This window comes from Kitasatospora sp. NPDC048540 (assembly GCF_040651175.1).
GTDB lineage: Bacteria > Actinomycetota > Actinomycetes > Streptomycetales > Streptomycetaceae > Kitasatospora.
Genome location: NZ_JBEZIR010000022.1, coordinates 1 through 20,832 on the forward strand (window position 1 = coordinate 1; position 20,832 = coordinate 20,832).

The following is a 20,832-nucleotide window of genomic DNA, read 5'->3' on the forward strand; positions in this document are numbered from 1 at the left end:
CAGGCCCTCGAAGCCGCCGTGCGCGCCGTAGGAGGCGCTGTACGGGGGCTCGTCGATCGCCGGCTCCCAGGCCGTGCCCCAGGACGCGCCGTGGGTGCCTGACCTGTGCTCAGGCAGGCCGGGCGCGCCCGTGATCGGGGCTCCCGACCCCCGTCGGCTTCTCTAGGATCTGCGGTATGGCAACACGACTTGTACAGATCAACATGAAGGCCCAGGACGACACCGCGCTCGGCCGGTTCTGGGCGCAGGCACTCGGGTGGGGTGTCGACAGCGAGGGGCCCGGGGTGACCAACCTCGAGCCCGTGGGCCTCGCCTACCCCGACCCCGCCGCCGTCTGCATCGACCTCATCGCCCGCCCGGAACCCAAGACGGGCAAGAACCGGGTGCACCTCGACCTGGCCACCACCTCGCCCGCCCACCAGGCGGAGCTGGTCGCGCGGCTGAAGGACCTCGGTGCGACGCTCGCCGACGTGGGCCAGGGCGACGTGCCGTGGACGGTGATGGCCGACCCGGAGGGCAACGAGTTCTGCGTCCTGGAGCCCCGCCAGGTCTACGGGGACACCGGGCCGATCGCCGCCGTGGTGGTCGACTGCACCGACCCGCGGGCGATGGCCCGGTTCTGGGACGGTGCGATGGACTGGACGCTGCACGAGGTCGCCGACGACCACGCGACCATGCGGTCCGCCGCGGGTGTCGGCCCCTACCTCGAATTCGTCCGCACCCCCGACACCAAGAGCGGATGGAACCGCGTCCACCTCGACGTCGCTCCCTACCGCGGTGACGATCCGGCAGCGGAGGAGGCCCGGCTGCTCGCGCTGGGCGCCACCGATCCCGGTGTCGACCGGTCCGAGATCTCCTGGATGGTCCTCGCCGACCCGGAGGGCAACGAGTTCTGCCTGCTCAGCCCGCGCTGACCCCGGGCAACGGCCCCCGCCGTCCGGCGGGGGCCGGGTCAGGCGGACATCCCGAACGCCCCGCCGACGGGCTGCGGCGGCAGGGTGAGGAGCAGGGCCGAATACGCTCGGTCGGCGCAGTTCCGGCACCAGGTGTAGCGGTCCCGGAAGGCGGCCGGGTAATCGCCGGCGTCCTGGGCCAGTACGTCGGCGCAGCCGCCGGGCACGCGGGAGTACACCGCCAGCTGCTCCACGACCGCCTGGCACACCGCCTCCGGGTTCGGCCGGTCGGCGGGCCTGAGCGGCGAGAAGTACAGGGCCTGGGCCCAGATCCGGACGATCTGCTCGTGCAGGCCGCGGCAGGGCCGGTCCCCGCCGACCGCGAGGAGGGGGAGCGGGGAGGCGGTCCGCGGTGCGGTCGGAGTCGTCATGGCTGCCTACTTCGGGTCGGGGGCGGACGCTGCCGCGCAGGCGGTTTGACCGGTCGGCGGCCCCAGGAGCCGCGCGCCCCGCGGCGCCCGCGGCCGGGTGCGTCCGGGCCCTGTAGCGGACGGCACGGCCCTCGAGCGCCGGTGGAGCCCGGAGCCGGCCGCGCCGGGCGACCGGCTCCGAGGCCGTGGCGGGCACCCCAGGCCGCCCCGCGCACCGGGTGTCCGAGGTCTCCCGTACGCTCGGGCGACACCCCGGAATCCGGAGCGGCCGGTGCCCGGCCGGTCCCTTCGACGAGAGAACACCGTGGATCGATCCGACGACGAGCGCGCCGACTTCGCCCGCCTCGACGCCCTGCTGACGGAGCTGCACCCGCGCCACGGCGCCACCCGCCGCGCCGCGCCGCCCGCCGCCGACGTACCCCGCAGGCTGGCCGCCCTGTGGCAGGGCATCGGCGTCAGCGAAGTGACCGTGGCGCCGGGCGCCCGGACCAGCACGGGCACGGCCGAGAGCCGGCGGATCATGGCCGAGGTCTTCGAGGAGTGGTTCGACGACGCCGAGCGCCGCGACCGCTGGGGCGTGGAACCGGACGACCACGGCCCGGCCTGGGCACGGCTGGGGCCGCGGTTCCGGGTGCTGGCCGCCCGCGGACCGCGCAGCGAACTGGCGGCGGTGCTGGACGAGGTAGCGGTCACCGACGAGTCGGCCGGCGACGACGATCCGCCGGTGGTCGTGGTGCGGAGCGACGGCCGGCCGGTCCACCGCTGGCACGGCAGCGCGGTGGAGTGGCAGATCCGGCAGATCCTGGAGCGGGCCGCGCTGCACCGCTCGGCGCGCTTCGATCCGCGCTGCGGGCTCACCGGCGAGCCCGTCCTCCCGTCCGTCTATCCCTGGCTGGAGGTGCTCGGCGACGGAGTCTGGCGGCTGGGCGAACCCGGACTCGCACGTCAGGACGTCCGCCCCGCACTGCCCGACCTGCTGATCTTCCGCTCGCCGGCCCACTACTTCGCCCTCGCCCGGAGCGTCGACGACGCGACACTGGCGCGCCTGCACCCGCCGGGCCCCGGCCGACTGATCGTCACCGCGGCGGCGCTCGACCTCGACGGGACGGACGTCCGCCGAGTGCCCCGCGACCGCCGGGCGCCGTTCGACCGGACGGTGGAGGCGATCGCCCGGATCGGCGGCGCGGACGTGTGGGTCGAGAGCCTCGGCGACCAGGCCGTCCTGCACTGCGACCCGCGGCACCGGACGGCGATAGGCCAGGAACTGACCCGGCTCGGCGGGCGCGTGATCCGGGACGAGACCAGGGAAGGGTGGCAGCAGGCATGGTGAACGTCCACACGCAGAGGGACGCGCCCGACCCCGACGGGCGGGCGCTCGACGGGTCGGACCTCGACCGGGTCGGCGCCGAGGCCCGGGCCATCCGCGAACTGCTGGAACGCCAGTCGCTGCTCTACCGCAGCACCGTCCGCCCGATTCCCTTCGAACCCGCCGAACCCCCGCTGGTCCGCGCCTTCTGGGAGACGGTCGGCTGGGCCCCGCTGTTCGCCGCCGGACGGATCACGAACCCGCACGCCGCACCGGGGATCACCACGGTGCGCCAACGCCTCGCCGAGTACGGCACGGAGGAGCACTTCACCCTCACCGAGGCCGATCTCCCGTCCCGCTACCGCCTGGTGTACGCCGACAACGACGGCATCGGCTTCGCGGTCACCGACGAACGCGAGGGCGTCGCCGATCCGGCGGTGCTGAGCGTGCTCTGGGACGACAACGAGATCGTGCCGTACGCACCCAGCTACCTCCGGCTCTCCGCCGAGGCCGTGCTGAGCGCCGCGTTCGGCTCCTGGTACTCGCTCTGGCTGACCGCACCCACCGAACGGACGCCGGTGCCCGGCGGGGGAGCGGCGGAACGACCGTTCCCGCTCCTGGTGCCGGGTGCCCACCGGCTCGGCCCGGACCGCTGGCTGCTCCGCTCCACGGAACAGTCCGGGCCGATGACGGCCTGGCTGCTCGCCGCCACCGCCTTCGAGCACCTGGTGGAGTGGCTGCACGGGCAGGACCTGGGCGGGCTGCGCATCGCCCGGCTGCCCGGCGACACCCTCCGCCGCACCGGGCCGCTCCGGGTGGCCGACGGCACACCGGTCCGGCTCTCCGGCAGCGACGACCCCGACCCGGACCGCAGCCACCGGGCAGGCTGGATCGGCGGCATCGCGGTGATCGTCGAGGAACGCGGGGACAGACTGACCATCGCGGTGAACCCACGCCACCGCGCGGCGCTGGAGGGGCTCCTGGACGGGTAGTTGCTCTGCCCGGGACCGTCCGCCGGGTTGGCGGCGCTCCGCCCGGCTGTCGACGCGTTCGTCCGACAAATTCGCTACCCGGCGGCCGGAGTGCCGTGATACACAACCGAGGTGTCGAACACTTTGGAGTTCCCCGAGGTCCTGCGGCTGATCGAAGAACGCTCGGCTGCGTTCCGTGCCGCGATCGCGTCCGCCCCCGACCTCGACGTCCAGGTCCCGGGCTGCCCGGACTGGACGCTGCGCGAACTGGCGCAGCACCTCGGCGACGGCCGCCGCCGCCAGGCCGCCATCGTCGCGGCGGGCCCGGGCGCCGAGCCCCCGGCGAGGACGGACCCGAAGGGCGCCCCGACCGCGCCCCGCGACCGCGAAGCCCTGGACGCCTGGCTCGCCGGGTCGACCGAGCTCATGCTCGACGCGATGCGCGAGGCCGGCCCGGACCGCGGCTGCTGGACCTGGTGGGGCCGCTCGCAGGCCCCGGAGACCAGCGGAGCCGTGGCCCGGCACCAGATCCAGGAGATCGCCGTCCACACCTACGACGCCCAGCTCGCGCAGGGGGCCGCACAGCCGCTGCCGACGGACGTCGCGGTCGAGGGCGTCGACGAGTTCCTGACGACCGTCTCCGCGACGACCGTCCCCTGGCCGTTCAAGCCCGCCACCATCGACCTGCACGCCACCGAGGGCCGCTCCTGGCGCCTGACCCTCAACGCCGACGGCGTCCGCTGCGACGATCTCGCCGCCGACGCGGAGCCGGGCGACATGGCGATGCGAGGCGCAGCGAGCGACCTGGTCCTGTACTTCTACGACCGCGCCCCGCTCGACAGCGTGGAGACCACCGGCGACACCGAGCCGATGGAGCAGCTCGCAGAGTGGGACCCGAACGCGTAGGACGCGCACCTGTGACGCATCCGCCGGTGGTGCGCGTGCTCGTGCGCGCGCCACCGGGCCCGGGGTTGCGGACATCGCGCGGATGCGGGCAGGCCGAGCGCCTGCTGCCCCGGTTCCGGCCCCGCCGCCGCCAACCCGGTGGACGTTCCCGGTCGGAGCGCCAGGAAGCGTCCGGGCGACCGGCAATTCGTCGGCCGGGACAGCTCGTACGGCCGCCAGTGGCCTCGTCGACCTACGACGCGTGTGCCACAGTGGCGGGCATGGAATGGCAGTCCGAGAGCCCGGACCTCTGGGCGTTCCTGGGGTCACTGCGCCGCGGTGAGATCCTCTCCGGCACCGTCGCGGCGGTGGAGCGGTTCGGGGTCTTCGTGGCCTTGGACGACGGACCGGAGCATCCGATCTTTCCGGGCGTCGGGTTCATCACGATCCCCGAACTGTCCTGGCGGCACATCGAAGCTGCGACCGACGTCGTCGAGGTTTCCAGGCCTTCGCCGACCACGTGATGGCGGGTCACGCACTGCGCGGGACGGTCGTGCGAGTGCTCCCCTTCGGCGCCTTCGTCGGCGTCGGAGACGGGGTCGTGGGACTGGTGCCCTTCAAAGTGGTCCACGGCAGGCCCGCAGCCGGTACGCCGGAGGTCTTTCAGGCCGGGGCAGAGGGGTCAGCCGTCGTGGCGTCGAAGCTCCCTGCGGCGCGAGCTGCGAAGTAGGTACTCCCGTAAGGGCCGTGGGGATCGCCGGCCCGCGGATTGATCCGGTACGGGGTCAGGGTGACCGCCGGAGAACCGTCGCCGGGGCCACCGGCGTGGTCAGGGCCCTGCGCTGACGGAGCTTCATCGGCGAGTGGCCTCCCGTTGGTCATGTGGTGGTCATATTGCCCGGGTAACCTCCCCCGCTGGATACATGTCAAGGACACGGTGGGGGAAGCGGTGAACCTCCGGCTGCTCGGAGCGGTCTCGGCGGACGGTGCGGACGGCGAACGGCCGCACGCGTGCACCTCGCCACCGCCACGGACACCGATGTCGACGCGACGGCACGTCAGGCCATCGCCGCAGAGCCTCACAACGTCGAGCGCTCCCGCTCGGCCGCGGGGCGACGCCGAGACCGGGGCCACGCACCCGCGACCGCTGGGTCCCCGGCCGCCGCGCAGCCGGCCGCTGCCACCAGGTCCGCCCCGCCGTGCCGCGGACTGACCCGCGCCCGCCCGTCGAACCCCGCACTGACGAAGGAACACCATGAGCAACGACGAGCCGGCCGGCGTCGAGACCGAGGCCACCGCCCTGGTCGAACCCGCCCACCTGGCCCTCTCGGCCACCGAAGGCGTGAGGGTCGGTCAACCGGCCGAACCGCTGCTCCGGGCCGAAGAGGCGACCCCCGCGTTCCGGGTCGGCACCGTCGCCACCGAGGGCACCCCCGCCGAACCGCTGCTCCAGGCACGGAGTACCCAGCTGCAGGCCGAGCCACTGCTGGCACCGACCGAGGCCGTGCCCGCCGAGCGGATGCTGCAGGACCGGATCGCGGCGCAGCCCGCCGAGGACGGCGTCCCCCTGGAGCCGCTGCGCCGGATGTCGGCCACCGTTCCGGCCCAGCAGGCGCAGCCCCGTACCGGGACGGACGCGGTCAAGCGCACCGCCGCGTCCGGCGACGGCGGGGGCGGCGCCGGGCAGGGGTTCGAGGTCCACCCGGAGCAGTACCAGGCAGCGGTGTCGCCGATGCTCGCCGCCTCCGAGCAGGTCCGCACGGTGTACACCTCGTTGAGCGCGTTCCTGCCTTCGCTGGAGGCGCAGAACCCGTGGGGCAACGACGAGTCCGGCAAGAAGTTCGCCGAGGGCGAGAAGGGCTACCTGAAGTACAGCAAGGACACGCTGGACGTCATCAAGGGCCTGCCCGACGCCCTCAAGGGCATCGCCGACGGCCTGAAGGCGATGGCCGAGGGTTACGAGGGCGCGGACGAGGCGATCGCCGGCGCGTTCGACGGCATGGACACCGGCGCGAACCCGATTCCTGAGGCACCGTCGCTGCCGAGCGCCCCGGTGAACAACCCCGTACACATCCCGGTGACCCCGCGGATCGTCCAGAGCGGAAGGCACTGACCAGATGGCTGTCGAACTCCCCGAGCCCCTCCAGTGGGTGCTCCTGCTGCTCGCGGGCTGCCGGTGGCCGGAGGCGGACGAGGACCAGCTCCGCGACATGGCCGATCACTGCCGCAAGGCCGCGGAGAGCCTGAAGGACGCCGCGCAGAGCTCCGACGCCGCGATCAAGCGCGCGCTCGACGGACAACGAGGCCTCGCGGCCGAGGCGTTGGGCAAGTACTGGGACAAGTTCGCCACCGGCAAGGGCACCCAGGAGGACCCCGGCTACCTGCCCGGCGCGATCAACGCGCTCGACGGCATGGGCGACATGCTGGAGCAGATGGCCAACTCCGCCGAGACCGCGAAGATCCAGATCATCGCGCAGCTCGGCATCCTGGCCTTCGAGATCGCCACCGCCGAGGCCGAGGCCCCGTTCACCGCGGGCGCCTCGCTGCTCCAGGTGCCGGTGGCGATCGGCGCCAGCCGGGCCGTGGTCTCCACCCTGCTGAAGACCCTGCTCAAAGAGATGATCACGATGGCGGCCAAGCAGGCCGCCCAGATGGCCGCGATCAACCTGCTCGCCCAGGGCATCGAACTCGCCGAGGGCCACCGCAAGAGCATCGACATGAAGGAGGTCGGCCAGAACGCGCTCGGCGGCGCGGTCGGCGGGGCGTCCGCCCATCTGATCGGCAAGGGCATCGGCGGCGCGGGCAAGAAGCTCGGCGCGGAGGGTGCGCTGAACTCCACGGCTGGCAAGATGGCCACCGGCGCGGCCGTCGGCGTCGGCGCGGACGTCTCCACCCAGCTCATCACCACCGGCAAGGTCGACAGCGAATCCCTGCTCGGCTCCGGCCTCTCCGGTGGCGCGGGCGCGGGTCTGCACGCCGGTGCCGCCGCGATCAAGGGCCACGCCAACGCCCCCAAGGCCGCCGAGCTGCCGCACCTGGACACGCCGGCCTCCGGCTCGCGCGGCATCGGCGAGGACGGCCCGCCCACCTTCTCCAGGTCCGCCACCTCGTCGGGAGGCGGCAGCTACCACGGCCCGACCGGCGAGGGCGGCGGGGGCGGGGGCGGATCCGCCACCCGCTCCCTCGACGGCGGGAACGGCGCGGGCAACGGGTCCGGGGCCGGGACCGGTGGCGGGGAAGGCCTGGGCGGGGGATCGCACGCCGGGACGGACACGGCTGCGGGCCCGGGTTCAGGTTCGGGCCCGGGTTCGAGCGGGTCGCGGGTGAGCGGGCTCATGCCGTTCGGCTCCGCACGGGCGAGCGAGACTCCGTCGCAGGTCGGGTCGACGGACAGCGGCAGCCACCCGGCACCGGCCACCCATGCGGCGGAGAACGGCAGTTCGGGCGGCGCCACGCGCTCGTTCGACCCCTCGGCTCAGCACACGGGCGGCAACGAACCGACGGCCGCGCAGGAGCAGCCCCTGCGGCAGACCACCTCCGCGCCGAGCCACGAGTCGGCGGCGGTCCGGCCGGATACCGCTGCGGTGGCGTCGCACGAGCCGGCGTCGCGTCAGGAGGCCGGTGTCCGGGAGCCGGTGGAGCAGCGGGTCGGGCAGGAGGCCGTGGCCCGGCAGGAGCAGCCCGTACACGAGCCGGTCACCGCGCGCAGTGCGGACGATTCGGTGGCGACCCGCTCGGACGCCGCTGCGGTGGCGTCGCACGAGCCGGCGTCGCGTCAGGAGGCCGTGGCCCGGCAGGAGCAGCCCGTACACGAGCCGGTCACCGCGCGCAGTGCGGACGATTCGGTGGCGACCCGCTCGGACGCCGCTGCGGTGGCGTCGCACGAGCCGGCGTCGCGTCAGGAGGCCGTGGCCCGGCAGGAGCAGCCCGTACACGAGCCGGTCACCGCGCGCAGTGCCGACGATTCGGTGGCGACCCGCTCGGACGCCGCTGTGGTGGCGTCGCACGAGCCGGCGTCGCGTCAGGAGGCCGGTGTCCGGGAGCCGGTGGAGCAGCGGGTCGGGCAGGATTCCGCGCCCCGGCAGGAGCAGCCCGTACACGAGCCGGTCACCGCGCGCAGTGTGCACGAGCCGGCGTCGACCCTCCCGGATACCGCTGCGGTCGTGTCGCACGAGCCGGTGATGCAGGGCAGCGGGCAGGAGTCGGTGCTGCGGCATGACCCCCAGCTCTCGCACGAGCCGTCGGCGGGTCAGGAGCCGGTTCCGCACCAGCAGGTCGCGGAGCGCGGCGGCCAGGAGAGCGTGCCACGGCAGGAGCAGCCGCTGAACGAGTCTCCGGTCGGGCGTGGCTCGGACGAGGGCGCGCCGCGGCAGGAGCAGCCCGTGCGTGAGCCCGTCGTCGAACGTACCGGGCAGGAAGGCGTGCCGCGGCAGGAGCAGCCGCCGCACGAGTCCGCCGTGGAACGCGGCAGCCACGAGGGCGTCTCGCGGGACGAGCGGCCCGTCGAGTCCGGCGGGCCTCGGTCGGCTGCCACCCCCGTACACGAGCAGCAGACTGTGACGGCCGGTTCCTCCGCCGGGCACACGGCTCCGCCGGTGCGCGAGACGGTGGCGGAGCCGTCGGACGTCCCGTCGCAGGGGAGTGGTACGGGGCCCGTGCCCAACCTGTCCGGGGTGCTCGGCGGTGCCGCGCACGCCCCGGGGGCCGGAGGCAACACAAACCTCGACGGCGGGACCCGGATCTCCGGCGGCCACACGCCGACCCGTACCGAGCCGGACCAGGCGCTGCCCGGCCAGGTCGTCCCGCCCGACGCGTCCTCGTCGTCCGCCACCCAGAGCCCGAACGTCACCCCGCCGACGGCCGGCGGGTTCGTACCCGGCCCGGTCGCGGGCAGCGGCTCCACCGGTCACCAAGGCGGCGGCCGGCCCAGCTCCGGTACTCACTCGATTCCGCCCGCGCCCAAGCCGCCGGCCGTGCGGCCCAGTACGCCCACCGGCTCCGGCGGCACCATCCGCCCGGGCACCGGCCGCGGCCGCGACGGCGACCTGACGCCGCCACCGCCGCCGCCACCGCCGCCCGCGTCGGCGTCGGCGGCGGTGAAGCCGGAGCACTCCACCTCCGAGGGCAACGGCGTCACCCCGCACACCGCCACCACCACGAGCACCTCCGGCCCGGTGCACGACCACCAGGGCGGGACGACCGAAGGCACCATCCGCAGCACCCCGCCCACGCCCACGACCGCGACCGGCCATGACCCGGTCCCGGCCCGGCAGAGCCAGGAACGCGGCACGACCCCCGCGACGAACGAGAGCCTCCCGTCACCTGCGCACCGGGCCGCCACCGAGGTCGACTTCCCGCCGCCGGGATCACGTGTGAAGGTGGCGGCCGACGGGCTCTGCCTGCTCCACTCGGTCGCCGTCAGCGCACCCGACCTGGTGGGACCGCGGACGGCGGAGTCCGGCGGCGTCGCCAGGCGGCTGCAGACCGCGGTCGAGCAGCACTTCAGTGAGCTTCCCCCGGAACGCTGGCCGACCGAGGTGGTGTCCAACTACCGCCACCACATGCTCGGCCGGCCGGAGCTGGGCGCGCGTGAACTGCTCGACCACCTCCCGGCCGACGTCCGGGACGGGTACGCCGGCATGCCGATCGCCGATCTGAGGGAGATCGTCGGCGACCACCTCGCCCACAACGCGCCGCCGCCGTCGCCCCGCGAGCGGGAGGCCCTGCTCCGGACCGTCCGGGACTGGGAGAACCGCTGGCTGACCAACGAGGGCGAGATGCTCCCCGCTGCCGCGGCCCATGCACTGGGCCTGCGGATGCGGGTGGTCGGCCACGACGGCACCCCCCTCGCCGTATTCGGACCCGCGGACGGGCGGGCGGTGACGGTGTACCACCGCGGCAACCACTACGACGGCAGTGAACCCGTGGCGTCCACCTCCACGGACACCCACCCACCGGCCGCCACCCGCGAGGGCACGACGGCCCCCACTCCGGAGAAGTCCGGCGAGAAGCCGTCGGCGCCGAAGGACCCTGCTCCGGAGAAGAGCGGGGAGAAGCCGGCCGCGCCGAAGGACCCCGCCTCGCCGGAGACCCACGAGAAGCCTGCCGAGACCCACGAGAAGCCGCCGGCGCCGCCCGAGGCCGAGCAGCAGCCGTCCCAGCAGCAGCACACCACCGCAGATCCCGAGCCGCAGTCGAAGCCCGAGCCCGAGCCGCAACCAGAGCCGCAGCCACCGCACCAGGATGCCGCCGGTCCCCGGCCGATCGCCGGTACCGACCTGGTGGTCGGGCTGACCGAGAACGAAGCGGCGGTCCGGGACAAGGTCATCGCAGTCCTCGAACAGGCCGTGCCGGGGGACCGGGCCGCAGCCCGGGCCTTCGCCGACGCCCACTTCGGCCCGGCGACCCTGCGCCCCATACTCAGTGCGCTCTCCCGCGGCGAGGTGTGGACGGCCCCGCTCGAGGGCAACGGCTGGAGCGGCAGCATCAAGCTGCGCGGCCAGGTCACCGAGTCGACGCACCTGCGCACCGAGAAGATCGAGTTCGAGAACGGCGCCGACCGGACGGTGGCGACCGGGACCGGCCGCGACGCGCAGTGGCAGTACAACATCGGTGTCCAGGCCCGGCAGTCGGGCGGGGGCGCGGAGCCGGCGGAGCTCGCCGCCTACTTCCACGACCGCGGCCACGGCGAGGTCAACCTGGACCTCGGCGGGATGGTGGCGCGGTCGAAGACCGCCGAGCCCGCCGAGGTGTACAGGTCGACGATGCGGCTGGAGCTGGACTTCGGGGACCTGCGCCACGACCACACCCCGGTGCGCACCGGATCCGGCGGGCACGCGGAGACGGTGGACCTCGGCATGACGGTCGCCGTCCCGGTCCGTCCCGAGGCCGGTGCGGTCGGCGAACCGAGGACACCCCCGCAGCGCCTGCAGGACGGCCGCGTCGGCGGTCAGGAGATCGTGCTCGACCTGTCGCCGCGCGGCGCCTCCCAGGGCAACCGGCCGGTGGAGGAACTGCTCGACCACGTGGAGCAGGCGGCCAAGCAGGAGTTCGGCAAGGACTGGCCCGCGCTGCGCGAGAAGGTCCTCGTGGAGGTGGACTTCGGACGGCTCCAGCGCGACCTGAAGAGCATGACGGCCGGCGAACCGGTCACCGTCGCGCTCACCGACCGGCGCGGCCGGACGCTCGGCACGGTCGAGATCAGCGCGCGGGTCGGCGACCTGCGCCAGACCGGCACCACTAAGGAGACCGAGTTCAACATCGGCACCAGCGTCCAGCAGGTGCGCAGCACCGCGACGACCCGAGGCAACGCGGGACAGTTCGGGCTGGCGAACGTGCTGAAGCCGGGGGCGGCCCTGATGGGCGTCGGCGGTGCCGGGCGGCTCGGCCGGGACCGGATCGAGATCGCCGGTGACAGCCGGTCCGCCCAGCTGACCAGCAAGTCCAAGGTGCCCGGCGTCCGCTACGAGGGCGCCGTCCACTTCGAGATGTCCTTCAACGGCAAGGCCGACACGCACGAGGCGGGAACGGCGGACGTCCGGCTGCTGGTCGACCGCGCGGACACGACCCCCGAAGCCGTCAAGGCGGACCCCGCGGCCCACGACACCACCCCGCCCGAGCCGCAGAAGTCGCCCGCACCCGAGACCGACGGGACCGCCAAGTCCGACGGGACCACCGAGGCCGTCAAAACGGACGGGACCACCGCGCCGCCGACGCACGAGGTCACCAGCCCGCCGGACTCGGTCTGGCACGGGGGTGACGACCGGGGCGGCCTGGGCGAGACCGTCGTGGTGCGGGACCTGGAGAGCACCGCCGCGCTGCGTGCGGCCGTGGACGCCAAGGGGCGGGAGCGTTTCGGCGACGACTGGGACGCCGTCCGGGACCAGGTCCTGCGCGGGTTCACCCAGCCGAACCTGGCCGCCAGGCTGACCGGGATGACCCGCGGCGAGGCGCTGGAGGTGAAGATCCCCGGCAAGGAGAGCCTGGTGGTCACCGCGACCGCCCGGGTCGAGTCGATGACCTACCGCCGCGAGGACGGCAAGGCCGAGCTCAACACGGTGAACGAGACCGGCGCGTTCAGCGTCGACCGCCGGCTGCTGGCACGCACCGGCGCCGCCAACGGCCAGCTCGGCGGCACCGTCGCCAAGGGCGCACCCGGCGCCGACCTGCTCGCCACGGCGTCCGGCCAGCAGCGCGACCGCGTGGGCGGGCAGGGCCGCCAGGCCGACCGGGTGTACGCCAACGGGAAGTACAGCGCGCCGCAGGTCATCTACGGTGCCGACCTGGCCGTGGACGTGCACTTCGGCCGGCCCGGCGAGGCCCCCGACGGCCGGTCCGCCGTCTCGGCACCGCTGCGCGTCGAGGTGGGCATGGACGCCCGGGACACCGTCAAGGTCCAGGCGCCCCGCAGCGAGGACGGCACGGTCGCCTTCAAGCGCCCCGCCGAGCCCCCGGAGCCCGCCGCACCCGCCGAAGGCTCCGCGCCCGCCCGCGACGACCGGCCTGCCGGTACCCGTCGTGACGGCGTGGAGCTCGACCGGCCCGCGGCGACCCACACCGCGCCGCGCCGGATGCGCGAGCAGCACGAGCTGAACGCGTCCTACGTGGTGCACACCCTGAGCGGCGCCGACAAGGTGCGCACCGCGGTCGAGGACGCGGTCCGGTCCAAGTACGGGGAGCCGTCGGACGAGGTGACGCAGCGGATCGGCGCCACCTTCGACCGGGTCGCGCTCAAGACCCAGCTCTCCCAGCTCACCCGGGGAGGGAAGATCACCGAGACCGTCTCGGGGACGACCTGGAAGGCCGAGGTCACCGTCACGGCCAGGCTGGCGGACACCACCTACCACTCCACCGCGGACAAGTACGAGTTCGAGTCCGGCACCCGCACCTCCCGCGGCCAGGGCAACCTGCGCGACCGCCGCGACCGCCTCGACGCCGGCGGCCGGACCAACATCCGGGCCCCGTTCGTGACCACCACCGGCGGCTACGCCCACCGGATGGACCGCAGCTACGGCCACGGCGCGGAGACCGTCGGCTCGGCCTCCAACCGCGGCAAGCACGTCGAGCCGGCGGTGTTCTTCGACGTCGACGCGGCGTACGACGTCAAGGTCACGTTCAAGCGCCTCGGCGTGGACGACGGCTCGCACACCCAGCAGGTCGACACCGTGGCCCGGGTGGCCGTCCCGATGCGGGACGCCGACCCGGTGTCCGGGCCGGTCGAGCGGACCACGGCGAAGCAGCCCAAGGGCTTCGTGGAGGGAAGGCGCCTGGACTCCTCGGCGATCGTCACCGACGTCCACGCACTGCCCGACGCACGGCCCGACGCACAGCCCGCCGCGGCGCACGGCACCGCGCCGGGCACCAAGGACGACACCGCGCACCCCACGGCCGGGGCCACCCCCGGCCCCCGGCGGACCCTGGGCGAGTCGATCGTGTCCCAGGTGGAGTCGGGCTGGAAGTCCGGCAGCTCGCGCCCGGCGACGGGGGGACCGGACGGCCGGCCCAAGCCGGAACGCAACCCCTTCGCGAGCGACTGGGCGGGCATCCGCCGCAAGCTGGACGAGGAACTCACCCCCGACCGGCTCCAGTCCAGGCTGAAGGGCATGACGGCCGGGGACGAGATCGTCGTGCGGCACGGCCGCACCACCGTCCGCGTCGGCGCGGTGCTCCGCGACCGGATGGAGCACCTGGGCGATTCGGGCACCACCGAGTTCAACACCGGTACGGACGTCCAGCGGTCCTTCGCCGACTCCAACGGCACCGGCCACGGCCACCAAGGCGTCCTCGGTGCGACGGCGGCCGTTCCCGTGCCGGGTGCCCCCGTCTCGGTGACCGCCGGTGTGACCGGTACCGGCGGCCGGGGGCAGGAGCACGCGGACGTCCGGACCAGCAGCACCGCGGCCGGCTCCGCGACCAAGGCCAAGCTTCCCGGCAGCGCATACCGCGGAGAGGCCGAGCTGCAGTTCACCATCACCCGGCGGCCGTGGGTCGGCGCCTCCGTCCACCAGCGGCGCACCGCGGCGATCGGCTTCGAGACCATCGTCGAGTCCGGCGAGACCGTCCCGGTCCCCCCGAAGAGCTCCGACGACGCGCCGACCGCGCAGCGCCCGCCCCGGACACTCCCGACCGAGGCGCCCGAGCAGGTCAGCGTCCGGATCCCGCCGGAGCGGGTCTGGGAGACCGGGCTGCGCGACACCGACGTGCTGCGCTGGCTCGGCGACGTCGGCGGCGTCCAGGACCTGGTCCGGCTGCGCGGTCCGGAGTTCTTCGGCAGGTCGACCTGGCAGGAGATGGAGCCCATGGTCGGGACCGTCACCTCGCACAGCCACCTCTCGGCGATGTTCGGCACCGCCAGCCAGGGCAGCGAGGTGGCGGCGAGCATCCCGACCAAGCGGGTGACGCTCGGCGGCGGCAAGGGGGTGGAGGTCGGCGTGAAGATCGTCTCGCTCGAACACCGGGACACCGACGCCGCGGTCGAGCTGAGCCCGGCCAACGCCACCTCCTCCGGCACCGTCCGCTCCGACCTGGCGGCGAAGAACGCGGGCGTGCAGGGCCAGGTCGGCGCCAGGATCACCGGGGACGTCACCAACAACCCGGCGATCACCGGCGGCGCCCAGCGGCTCTGGCGCGAGGGCGGCACGCACGGCGACTCGGGCCAGATCGTCTCCAACGGCAAGTTCGCCACCCCGATGGCCCGTTACCACGGCGCCGCCGAGGTGGAGGTGACCCTCTTCGACGGGAACCGCAACCCCGTCAAGGAGAAGGGAATCGTCCCGTTCACCGTCGACATCCCGCTGTCCGAGACCACCGGGGTCGACCTGCCGGGCGACCACTACCTCGCCTTCACCGAGGACCACAAGGGCGGTGAACTGCGCTCCGGCGACGGGGCACGGCTGCTCGAGGACGTCCACCGGACGCTGACCGGAGGCGACCGGCCGTTCGACCACACCGCCGCCACGCCCGCCGAGCGCGAACAGCTGATCGGCACCACCCGCGTCGGACGGGCGGCCTTCGGCGGGGAGTTCACCGCCGGAACCGAAGCCGGCCGCGCCCACATCCAGGCGACCCACCGGCTGGTCGAACTGGCCGGCGGATCCTCGGCCGCCACCTCCGCCCTGCTGGGGGACCTTCTCAACACGCCCGACGGCGCGGCACTCAAGGCCGACGACGTGCGCAAGGTGATCGACTACGTGGAGCGCAAGAGCGCCGAGGGGTCGCCCGTCATCCTGGACGACCTCGTCGCCGGGGCCCAGGATGGCTGGCCCGCGCACGAGCCGTACGACATCCACCGCGAGACGTGGACCGAGCCCGGCCCGGCGAACGAGCTGGTCACCGCCGCGATGGCGTCCGCCGCGGCGGCGGCCCGTCCGCTGCTCCAGGACGGGCTGCCGGAGATCGGGCGGCTCCACCTCACCGTCTCCGGCGAGGGCGCGGAACTTCCGCTGCGCCGGGAGTTCGAGCTGACCGGTGACCCGGCCGAGCAGATCCGCAGGATCGAGGAGGCCACCTACCTGAAGCCGGGCACGCGGCCGAGCGAGGTCTCCGTCCGGCTGGCCGGTGCGCCCGAGAGCGGCCACCAGTGGGACTTCCGGGTCACCGCCCGCCCCGAGGGCAGCCGCGAACTGACGCTCCGCCACCGCCGGCCGGCGGACGACCAGCAACCGGACGGCCAGCAGCCGGACGGGCAGGGGACAGACGGGCAGGGGTCGGACGGGCAGCGGCCGGACGACCCGGTGCGGTCCGCCGCCGCCGCGAGCGTCACGGCGGCGGCCGCGTTCGCCGCAGGGCGGAGCGCGGCACCGGCGGAGTCCGCGTGATCGCCCGGGCGGAGGTGCAAGGAGGCTGACCGGGTGCCCGGGCGGACTCCCCGTGGGTGCCCAACCCCACGGGGAGTCCGCCGGGTACCCGTCCCTCACAGCCGCCGGGGCCCGGCGCCGTCGTCGGCGAGGCTGTCTCCGGGGTTGAGCAGGGCGCAGGCCTTCATCGAGAGACAGCCGCAGCCGATGCACCCGGTGAGCTCGGACTCGAGCCGCTCGATGGTCTGCCGCCGCTCCTCCAGCCGGCGCTTCCAGCCGCGCGAGGCCCGCTGCCACTCCTGATGGCTCGGCGGACGGTCGAGCGGCACATCGGCGAACGCCTCGAGGAGGTCCTGCAACGGGATGCCGATCCGCTTGGCCACCGAGATCAGCGCGATGCGGCGGAGCATGTGCCGCGGGTAGCGGCGCTGGTTGCGGCCGTCGCGCTGGGAGGCGATCAGGCCGAACTCCTCGTAGAACCGCAGGGCGGAGACGGCCGCCCCGGTCCGCGCGCTCACCTCGCCGATGCTCAGCCAGTCGTCCGCGGTGGGCCGGGCATCGCCGGAACGGTAGGTCGTCATGCGGTGGCCTCCTCTTGTGCTCAACCTTACTTGAGGTCCTACGGTCGGCTGCGTCGCAACGACAAGCAGCAACGATCCGGAGGGGACGGCAGTTCGATGACGTTTGTGATCGCTTTGCCCTGTGTGGACGTCAAGGACAAGGCATGCATGGATGAATGCCCCGTCGACTGCATCTACGAGGGGGAGCGGATGCTCTACGTCCACCCCGACGAGTGCATCGACTGCGGAGCCTGCGAGCCGGCGTGCCCCGTCGAAGCGATCCTCTTCGAGGACGACACCCCCGAGGAGTGGGCGCACTTCAACGCCGTGAACGCCGAGTTCTTCGCCGACCTCGGCAGCCCCGGCAGCAGCGCACGGGTGGGCCCGATCGGGCGGGACCACCCGACCGTGGCGGCCCTGCCGCCCCAGGGCGCCGGGTGAGCCGGCCGGCCGGGGGAGCAGCCTGAGGGGTGGGCCGCGGACGTCCGCTGCGCGGTGGGGTCAGCCGCGTTCCTGCTGGCCCGCACCGTCGACGGCGGCGGCCCGGGCTCGCCGGCGGCCCAGCAGGGTGCATCCCACGGTCACCAGGCCGATGGCGACGATCCTGGCGGCCTGGTAGTAGCCGGAGGCCAGTTCCTCCGGGGTACCGGGCAGCCGGAAGGAGACCCAGACCGCCGCGACCGCCCCGAGGACGATCAGCCCGACGGATCCCCACGTCCCGAGCTCCGCCCACCACGGTGCCGGGGCGTGGTCCCGGTCCTCGGTCTGCGTGGTGTCGGTGTCGGCCATGGTCTGTTCTCCCGGGCGTGCGGTGGCGGTCTGTCAGGGAGGACGCAGGATCGGCGCGGAAGGTTCACCGGCGGGCCGACCCGCCGAAGGCCGCACCGCCGGTCGGCGGCGCGGGCGCGGGCCGCGTTCAGGCGCAGGCGCGGAAGACGTACGCCGTCATCGGGGTGGTCACCTGCCCCGCGCCCAGTCGGGCGGTCGTCTCCTCGACCGGTACCACCACCGGCCAGCGTCGACCCCCGTCACCCGGTGACGGTATCGCTGCCACGCCGGGCCCCCGTGCCCGGCACGCCCGCCCCGCCCGCCGGGTTCCGCCCCGGCGCGACGAGCGGCCAGGTCAACGGCGGCCGGCCGGTGCAGTCAGCGGTACTCGCAGAGGTAGGCGGTGTCGGACTCCACCTTGAGGTCGAAGGTGCTGGTGCCCGGGACGTCGAACCGGGTGCCGGCGGCGAAGGTCCGCCAGTCGTCGGCACCGGGCAGCCTGACGGTCAGGGCACCGCTGATCACGTGCATGGTCTCCGGGCCCGCGGTGTCGAACCGGTAGTCGCCGGGGGCCATCACACCGATGGTCGCCCGCCCGTCCTCCTGCTGGAAGGCGATCGACTTGACCGTGCCGTCGAAGTATTCGTTGACCATGAACATGGGCATCCCTCTCGGGGAACGGGCGGGAACGACCGGGCCGCTCGCCGCGTGCTGATTGCCGGCGGGGGAAAGCTACCGGCGGAGCCGTCGCGGCCGACGGCCCGTCTCGCCCTGCGGAACCGCCCGCCGTCCGGGCAGCGGACCCGGCCCGGGGCGGCGCCGGGCAGGAACCGGGCTGCGGCAACCCACGTCCCTCGCACCATGACAGCCGACGAACAGCCGGAGCACGCGCACCCCACCGGGTCCACCCCGCCGTCAGCGGCGGCCGCGGACCCGCCGAAGGTCAACGACTACGACAGCTTCGCGGAGGGGTACGCGGCCGAGAACGAGACCAACCTCGTCAACGCGCACTACGAGCGGCCCGCGATGCTCGCCCTCGCCGGGGACGTGACCGGCCGGCGGATCCTCGACGCGGGCTGCGGCGCCGGGGCGCTGTTCGCGGCGTTGCGCGAGCGCGGCGCCGTCGTGAGCGGCTTCGACGCGAGCGCCGGGATGCTGGCGCTGGCCCGCCGACGGCTCGGCGACGGCGCGGACCTGCGCGTGGCCGACCTGGGCGGCCCGCTGCCCTACCCCGACGACGCGTTCGACGATGTGGTCGCGTCGCTGGTGCTGCACTACCTGGAGGACTGGGGACCGGCGCTGGCCGAGCTGCGCCGCGTACTCAGGCCGGGCGGCCGGCTGATCGCATCCGTCGACCATCCCTTCGCCGTCAGCCTCATGCATCGCGAGGCGGGCCGCCAGGCCGAGTACGGCTACTTCGACACCACCAACTGGACCGAGGAGTGGACCATGGGCGGCCGCACCGCCCTGATCGGTCTCTGGCACCGGCCGCTGCACGCGATGGTCGAGGCCTTCACCGCGGCAGGCTTCCGGATCACGGTCATCAGCGAGCCGGAGCCCGACCCGGCCGCCCGCGACCTGTTCCCCGAGGCCATCGCGGCCAAGCCGCGCTTCCTCTGCTTCCTGTTCTTCGTGCTGCAGGCCGACGGGACCGCTCCCGGTCGATGACCACGCGACCGTCGGCGTCCGGCCCGGGAGTCGGGCGTTCCGAGGTGTGGTGTGCGTCTCATCGCGCCCGTGCAGCAGAACGGTGTGCGCCGTCGTCAGGGAGGGGTGACAGGAAGGAGGGCGTGTGGATCTCGCCACTGAGTCGCCCGAACCGGCTCCGGCGCTCGTCGGGCCGGATGCGGTGGTGTCGTTCGACGCGTTCGTCGCCGGACGGTCGGCCGTGCTCTACCGGGGAGCGTACGTGCTGACCGGCAACCGGGAGGCGGCCGAGGACCTGGTCCAGGAGACGCTGGAGCGGGCTTGCCGCCGGTGGCGTCGGATCGCTGCGGCGGACTCCCCGGAGGCGTACGTGCGCCGCATCATGGTGAACCTGGCCAACGACCGCTGGCGGCGGTGGCGGCGCAGGCCGCCCGAACTGGAAGTTGCCGACGCGGCGGCGCCGGGCGACGAGTACGGGCGCGTCGACAGCCGGGACCAGCTGGTGCGGGCGTTGCAGCGCCTGCCGATGGGCATGCGCACGGTCGTGGTGCTGCGGTACTTCCACGACATGTCGGACACCGAGATCGCAGCCGATCTGCGGATCTCCCCGAGCGCCGTGCGGTCGCAGCTCGCCCGCGGACTCGACCGGCTCCGCACCCAGCTCCCCGTCTCCCTCGACCTGTCCTCGCGGCACACAACGGAAGGTCTCCGATGACCCGTCACGAGCCGCAGCCCTCCGGCTGCGCCGAAATCTCCGCCTTCGAACAGGAACTGGTCGACGCCATGAACGACTTCGCCGACACGTCCGGCACCCCGCGCTTCGACGCGACCGCCATCCGGCGCCGGGCCCGCCGCAAGCCGCTGACGGCCGGAGTCGGTCTTGCCGTCACGATCGCAGTGATCGGCGGCGGCACCGCCCTGGCGGCCGTCTCCGGCTCGCCGCAGAACCCGGCGGCGGGTGTGAACGCGGCCGCCTCCGACACACCCTCGCCCCTGCCGTCGTTGCCCGGGAACCCGACACGGATCGTGCAGTCGCCCGGCCAGGTCGTTCCCCGGCCGGGCTACGCCACCGTACCGGCGGTCATCGGCAGGGACGTGGCGTCGCTGGCTTCGGATTCCGGTCGGATGACGGGACTCAAGGTGGGGAAGGTCACCGAACAGGACGGCTGCACCCAGCCCGCGGGCACGGTGATCGCCCAGAGCCCGCCCCCCGTGACGCCCGTCTCCCCGGGCGTCGGGCGGCTGACGGAGGTCCAGTTGGGGTCCGCGATCGACGTGATCGTCTGCAGCGCCGCAGGCGCCCCCGGCCAGGCCGTCCTCCCCGCCCTGGTCGGCAGGACCGTCGACGACGCGAAGCGGATCCTGACCGGGACGCCGGGCCTGACCCTCGGCGTGATCACCGACAAGCCGGACGACTGCACCGCCCCGGCCGGCGTGGTCGTGGCCCAGTCCCTCAGGGAGGGAAGGTCCGTCGACCTGACCGTCTGCGGGTAGCGCAGCACCGGCGGTCCTTCAGAGGCCCGGCCCTCGGCTCTGCGGTGGCGGCCGGGAATCCCCGTCGGCGGGGAGCATGGTC

At 74.1% G+C, this 20,832-nt stretch carries 16 protein-coding genes; 12 read left to right on the top strand and 4 right to left on the bottom strand.

Features of this window, described 5'->3' with window-relative positions; translation table 11 throughout:
- The first annotated feature begins 176 nt into the window (after positions 1 to 176).
- The gene (locus AB0D08_RS11640) at positions 177 to 914 is read left to right on the top strand and encodes a VOC family protein (RefSeq protein ID WP_359887939.1); all 738 of its coding nucleotides are present in this window, start codon (positions 177 to 179) and stop codon (positions 912 to 914) included.
- Between the two features lie 38 nt (positions 915 to 952).
- On the opposite strand, the gene AB0D08_RS11645 is transcribed toward AB0D08_RS11640, so the two are convergent.
- Positions 953 to 1,324, bottom strand: coding sequence for a hypothetical protein (locus tag AB0D08_RS11645; RefSeq protein ID WP_359887942.1), 372 nt, complete (start codon positions 1,322 to 1,324; stop codon positions 953 to 955).
- A gap of 304 nt (positions 1,325 to 1,628) precedes the next feature.
- Here AB0D08_RS11645 and AB0D08_RS11650 point away from each other — a divergent pair, with 304 nt between their 5' ends.
- The 7 genes from AB0D08_RS11650 (at position 1,629) to AB0D08_RS11680 (ending at position 16,302) form a co-directional block, all read left to right on the top strand.
- Complete coding sequence (locus AB0D08_RS11650; RefSeq protein ID WP_359887945.1) at positions 1,629 to 2,654, top strand: hypothetical protein; 1,026 nt, start codon at positions 1,629 to 1,631, stop codon at positions 2,652 to 2,654.
- On the top strand, positions 2,648 to 3,622 hold the full coding sequence (locus AB0D08_RS11655; protein WP_359887946.1) for a hypothetical protein: 975 nt from the start codon (positions 2,648 to 2,650) through the stop codon (positions 3,620 to 3,622). Before AB0D08_RS11650 ends, AB0D08_RS11655 begins: the two co-directional genes overlap by 7 nt.
- A 111-nt stretch (positions 3,623 to 3,733) precedes the next feature.
- Complete coding sequence (locus AB0D08_RS11660; RefSeq protein ID WP_359887949.1) at positions 3,734 to 4,507, top strand: maleylpyruvate isomerase N-terminal domain-containing protein; 774 nt, start codon at positions 3,734 to 3,736, stop codon at positions 4,505 to 4,507.
- Positions 4,508 to 4,767: 260 nt separating this feature from the next.
- Positions 4,768 to 5,010, top strand: a complete 243-nt coding sequence (locus AB0D08_RS11665) for a S1 RNA-binding domain-containing protein (RefSeq protein ID WP_359887951.1) — start codon at positions 4,768 to 4,770, stop codon at positions 5,008 to 5,010.
- On the top strand, positions 5,010 to 5,216 hold the full coding sequence (locus tag AB0D08_RS11670; RefSeq protein WP_359888093.1) for a S1 RNA-binding domain-containing protein: 207 nt from the start codon (positions 5,010 to 5,012) through the stop codon (positions 5,214 to 5,216). The genes AB0D08_RS11665 and AB0D08_RS11670 overlap by 1 nt, the downstream gene beginning before the upstream one ends.
- Positions 5,217 to 5,741: 525 nt before the next feature.
- On the top strand, positions 5,742 to 6,599 hold the full coding sequence (locus AB0D08_RS11675; protein ID WP_359887954.1) for a hypothetical protein: 858 nt from the start codon (positions 5,742 to 5,744) through the stop codon (positions 6,597 to 6,599).
- Positions 6,600 to 6,603: 4 nt separating this feature from the next.
- A complete protein-coding gene (locus tag AB0D08_RS11680; protein ID WP_359887957.1) occupies positions 6,604 to 16,302 on the top strand; it encodes a hypothetical protein in 9,699 nt (3,232 codons plus the stop codon).
- Between the two features lie 95 nt (positions 16,303 to 16,397).
- Here the strand turns inward: AB0D08_RS11680 and soxR are convergent, their stop codons facing one another.
- Positions 16,398 to 16,862 (bottom strand): redox-sensitive transcriptional activator SoxR, encoded by a 465-nt coding sequence (gene soxR, locus AB0D08_RS11685; protein WP_359887958.1) that lies wholly within the window; start codon positions 16,860 to 16,862, stop codon positions 16,398 to 16,400.
- A gap of 96 nt (positions 16,863 to 16,958) precedes the next feature.
- Here soxR and fdxA point away from each other — a divergent pair, with 96 nt between their 5' ends.
- Positions 16,959 to 17,282 carry a ferredoxin gene (fdxA, locus tag AB0D08_RS11690; protein WP_033826163.1) on the top strand — a complete coding sequence of 108 codons (324 nt, stop codon included), beginning with the start codon at positions 16,959 to 16,961 and terminating at the stop codon, positions 17,280 to 17,282.
- Positions 17,283 to 17,342: 60 nt separating this feature from the next.
- Here fdxA and AB0D08_RS11695 read toward each other — a convergent pair whose 3' ends face one another.
- Positions 17,343 to 17,630: a hypothetical protein gene (locus AB0D08_RS11695; RefSeq protein WP_359887961.1), complete on the bottom strand. Its 288-nt coding sequence runs from the start codon at positions 17,628 to 17,630 to the stop codon at positions 17,343 to 17,345.
- Between the two features lie 357 nt (positions 17,631 to 17,987).
- Positions 17,988 to 18,269, bottom strand: coding sequence for a pyrimidine/purine nucleoside phosphorylase (locus tag AB0D08_RS11700; protein WP_359888096.1), 282 nt, complete (start codon positions 18,267 to 18,269; stop codon positions 17,988 to 17,990).
- Between the two features lie 201 nt (positions 18,270 to 18,470).
- Between AB0D08_RS11700 and AB0D08_RS11705 the strand changes: the two genes are divergently transcribed.
- From AB0D08_RS11705 to AB0D08_RS11715, 3 genes are all read left to right on the top strand, one after another.
- Positions 18,471 to 19,277: a class I SAM-dependent methyltransferase gene (locus AB0D08_RS11705; protein WP_359887964.1), complete on the top strand. Its 807-nt coding sequence runs from the start codon at positions 18,471 to 18,473 to the stop codon at positions 19,275 to 19,277.
- A 181-nt stretch (positions 19,278 to 19,458) separates the two neighbouring features.
- Positions 19,459 to 19,971 (top strand): SigE family RNA polymerase sigma factor, encoded by a 513-nt coding sequence (locus AB0D08_RS11710; protein WP_359888097.1) that lies wholly within the window; start codon positions 19,459 to 19,461, stop codon positions 19,969 to 19,971.
- Positions 19,968 to 20,750: a PASTA domain-containing protein gene (locus tag AB0D08_RS11715; RefSeq protein ID WP_359887966.1), complete on the top strand. Its 783-nt coding sequence runs from the start codon at positions 19,968 to 19,970 to the stop codon at positions 20,748 to 20,750. The genes AB0D08_RS11710 and AB0D08_RS11715 overlap by 4 nt, the downstream gene beginning before the upstream one ends.
- Positions 20,751 to 20,832 lie beyond the last annotated feature (82 nt).

Coding starts and splice junctions, on each gene's coding strand:
- AB0D08_RS11640 (WP_359887939.1), top strand. CDS start 177: ATGGCAACACGACTTGTACAGATCAACATGAAGGCCCAGGACGACACC.
- AB0D08_RS11645 (WP_359887942.1), bottom strand. CDS start 1,324: ATGACGACTCCGACCGCACCGCGGACCGCCTCCCCGCTCCCCCTCCTC.
- AB0D08_RS11655 (WP_359887946.1), top strand. CDS start 2,648: ATGGTGAACGTCCACACGCAGAGGGACGCGCCCGACCCCGACGGGCGG.
- AB0D08_RS11665 (WP_359887951.1), top strand. CDS start 4,768: ATGGAATGGCAGTCCGAGAGCCCGGACCTCTGGGCGTTCCTGGGGTCA.
- AB0D08_RS11670 (WP_359888093.1), top strand. CDS start 5,010: ATGGCGGGTCACGCACTGCGCGGGACGGTCGTGCGAGTGCTCCCCTTC.
- AB0D08_RS11675 (WP_359887954.1), top strand. CDS start 5,742: ATGAGCAACGACGAGCCGGCCGGCGTCGAGACCGAGGCCACCGCCCTG.
- AB0D08_RS11680 (WP_359887957.1), top strand. CDS start 6,604: ATGGCTGTCGAACTCCCCGAGCCCCTCCAGTGGGTGCTCCTGCTGCTC.
- soxR (WP_359887958.1), bottom strand. CDS start 16,862: ATGACGACCTACCGTTCCGGCGATGCCCGGCCCACCGCGGACGACTGG.
- fdxA (WP_033826163.1), top strand. CDS start 16,959: ATGACGTTTGTGATCGCTTTGCCCTGTGTGGACGTCAAGGACAAGGCA.
- AB0D08_RS11695 (WP_359887961.1), bottom strand. CDS start 17,630: ATGGCCGACACCGACACCACGCAGACCGAGGACCGGGACCACGCCCCG.
- AB0D08_RS11700 (WP_359888096.1), bottom strand. CDS start 18,269: ATGTTCATGGTCAACGAATACTTCGACGGCACGGTCAAGTCGATCGCC.
- AB0D08_RS11705 (WP_359887964.1), top strand. CDS start 18,471: ATGACAGCCGACGAACAGCCGGAGCACGCGCACCCCACCGGGTCCACC.
- AB0D08_RS11715 (WP_359887966.1), top strand. CDS start 19,968: ATGACCCGTCACGAGCCGCAGCCCTCCGGCTGCGCCGAAATCTCCGCC.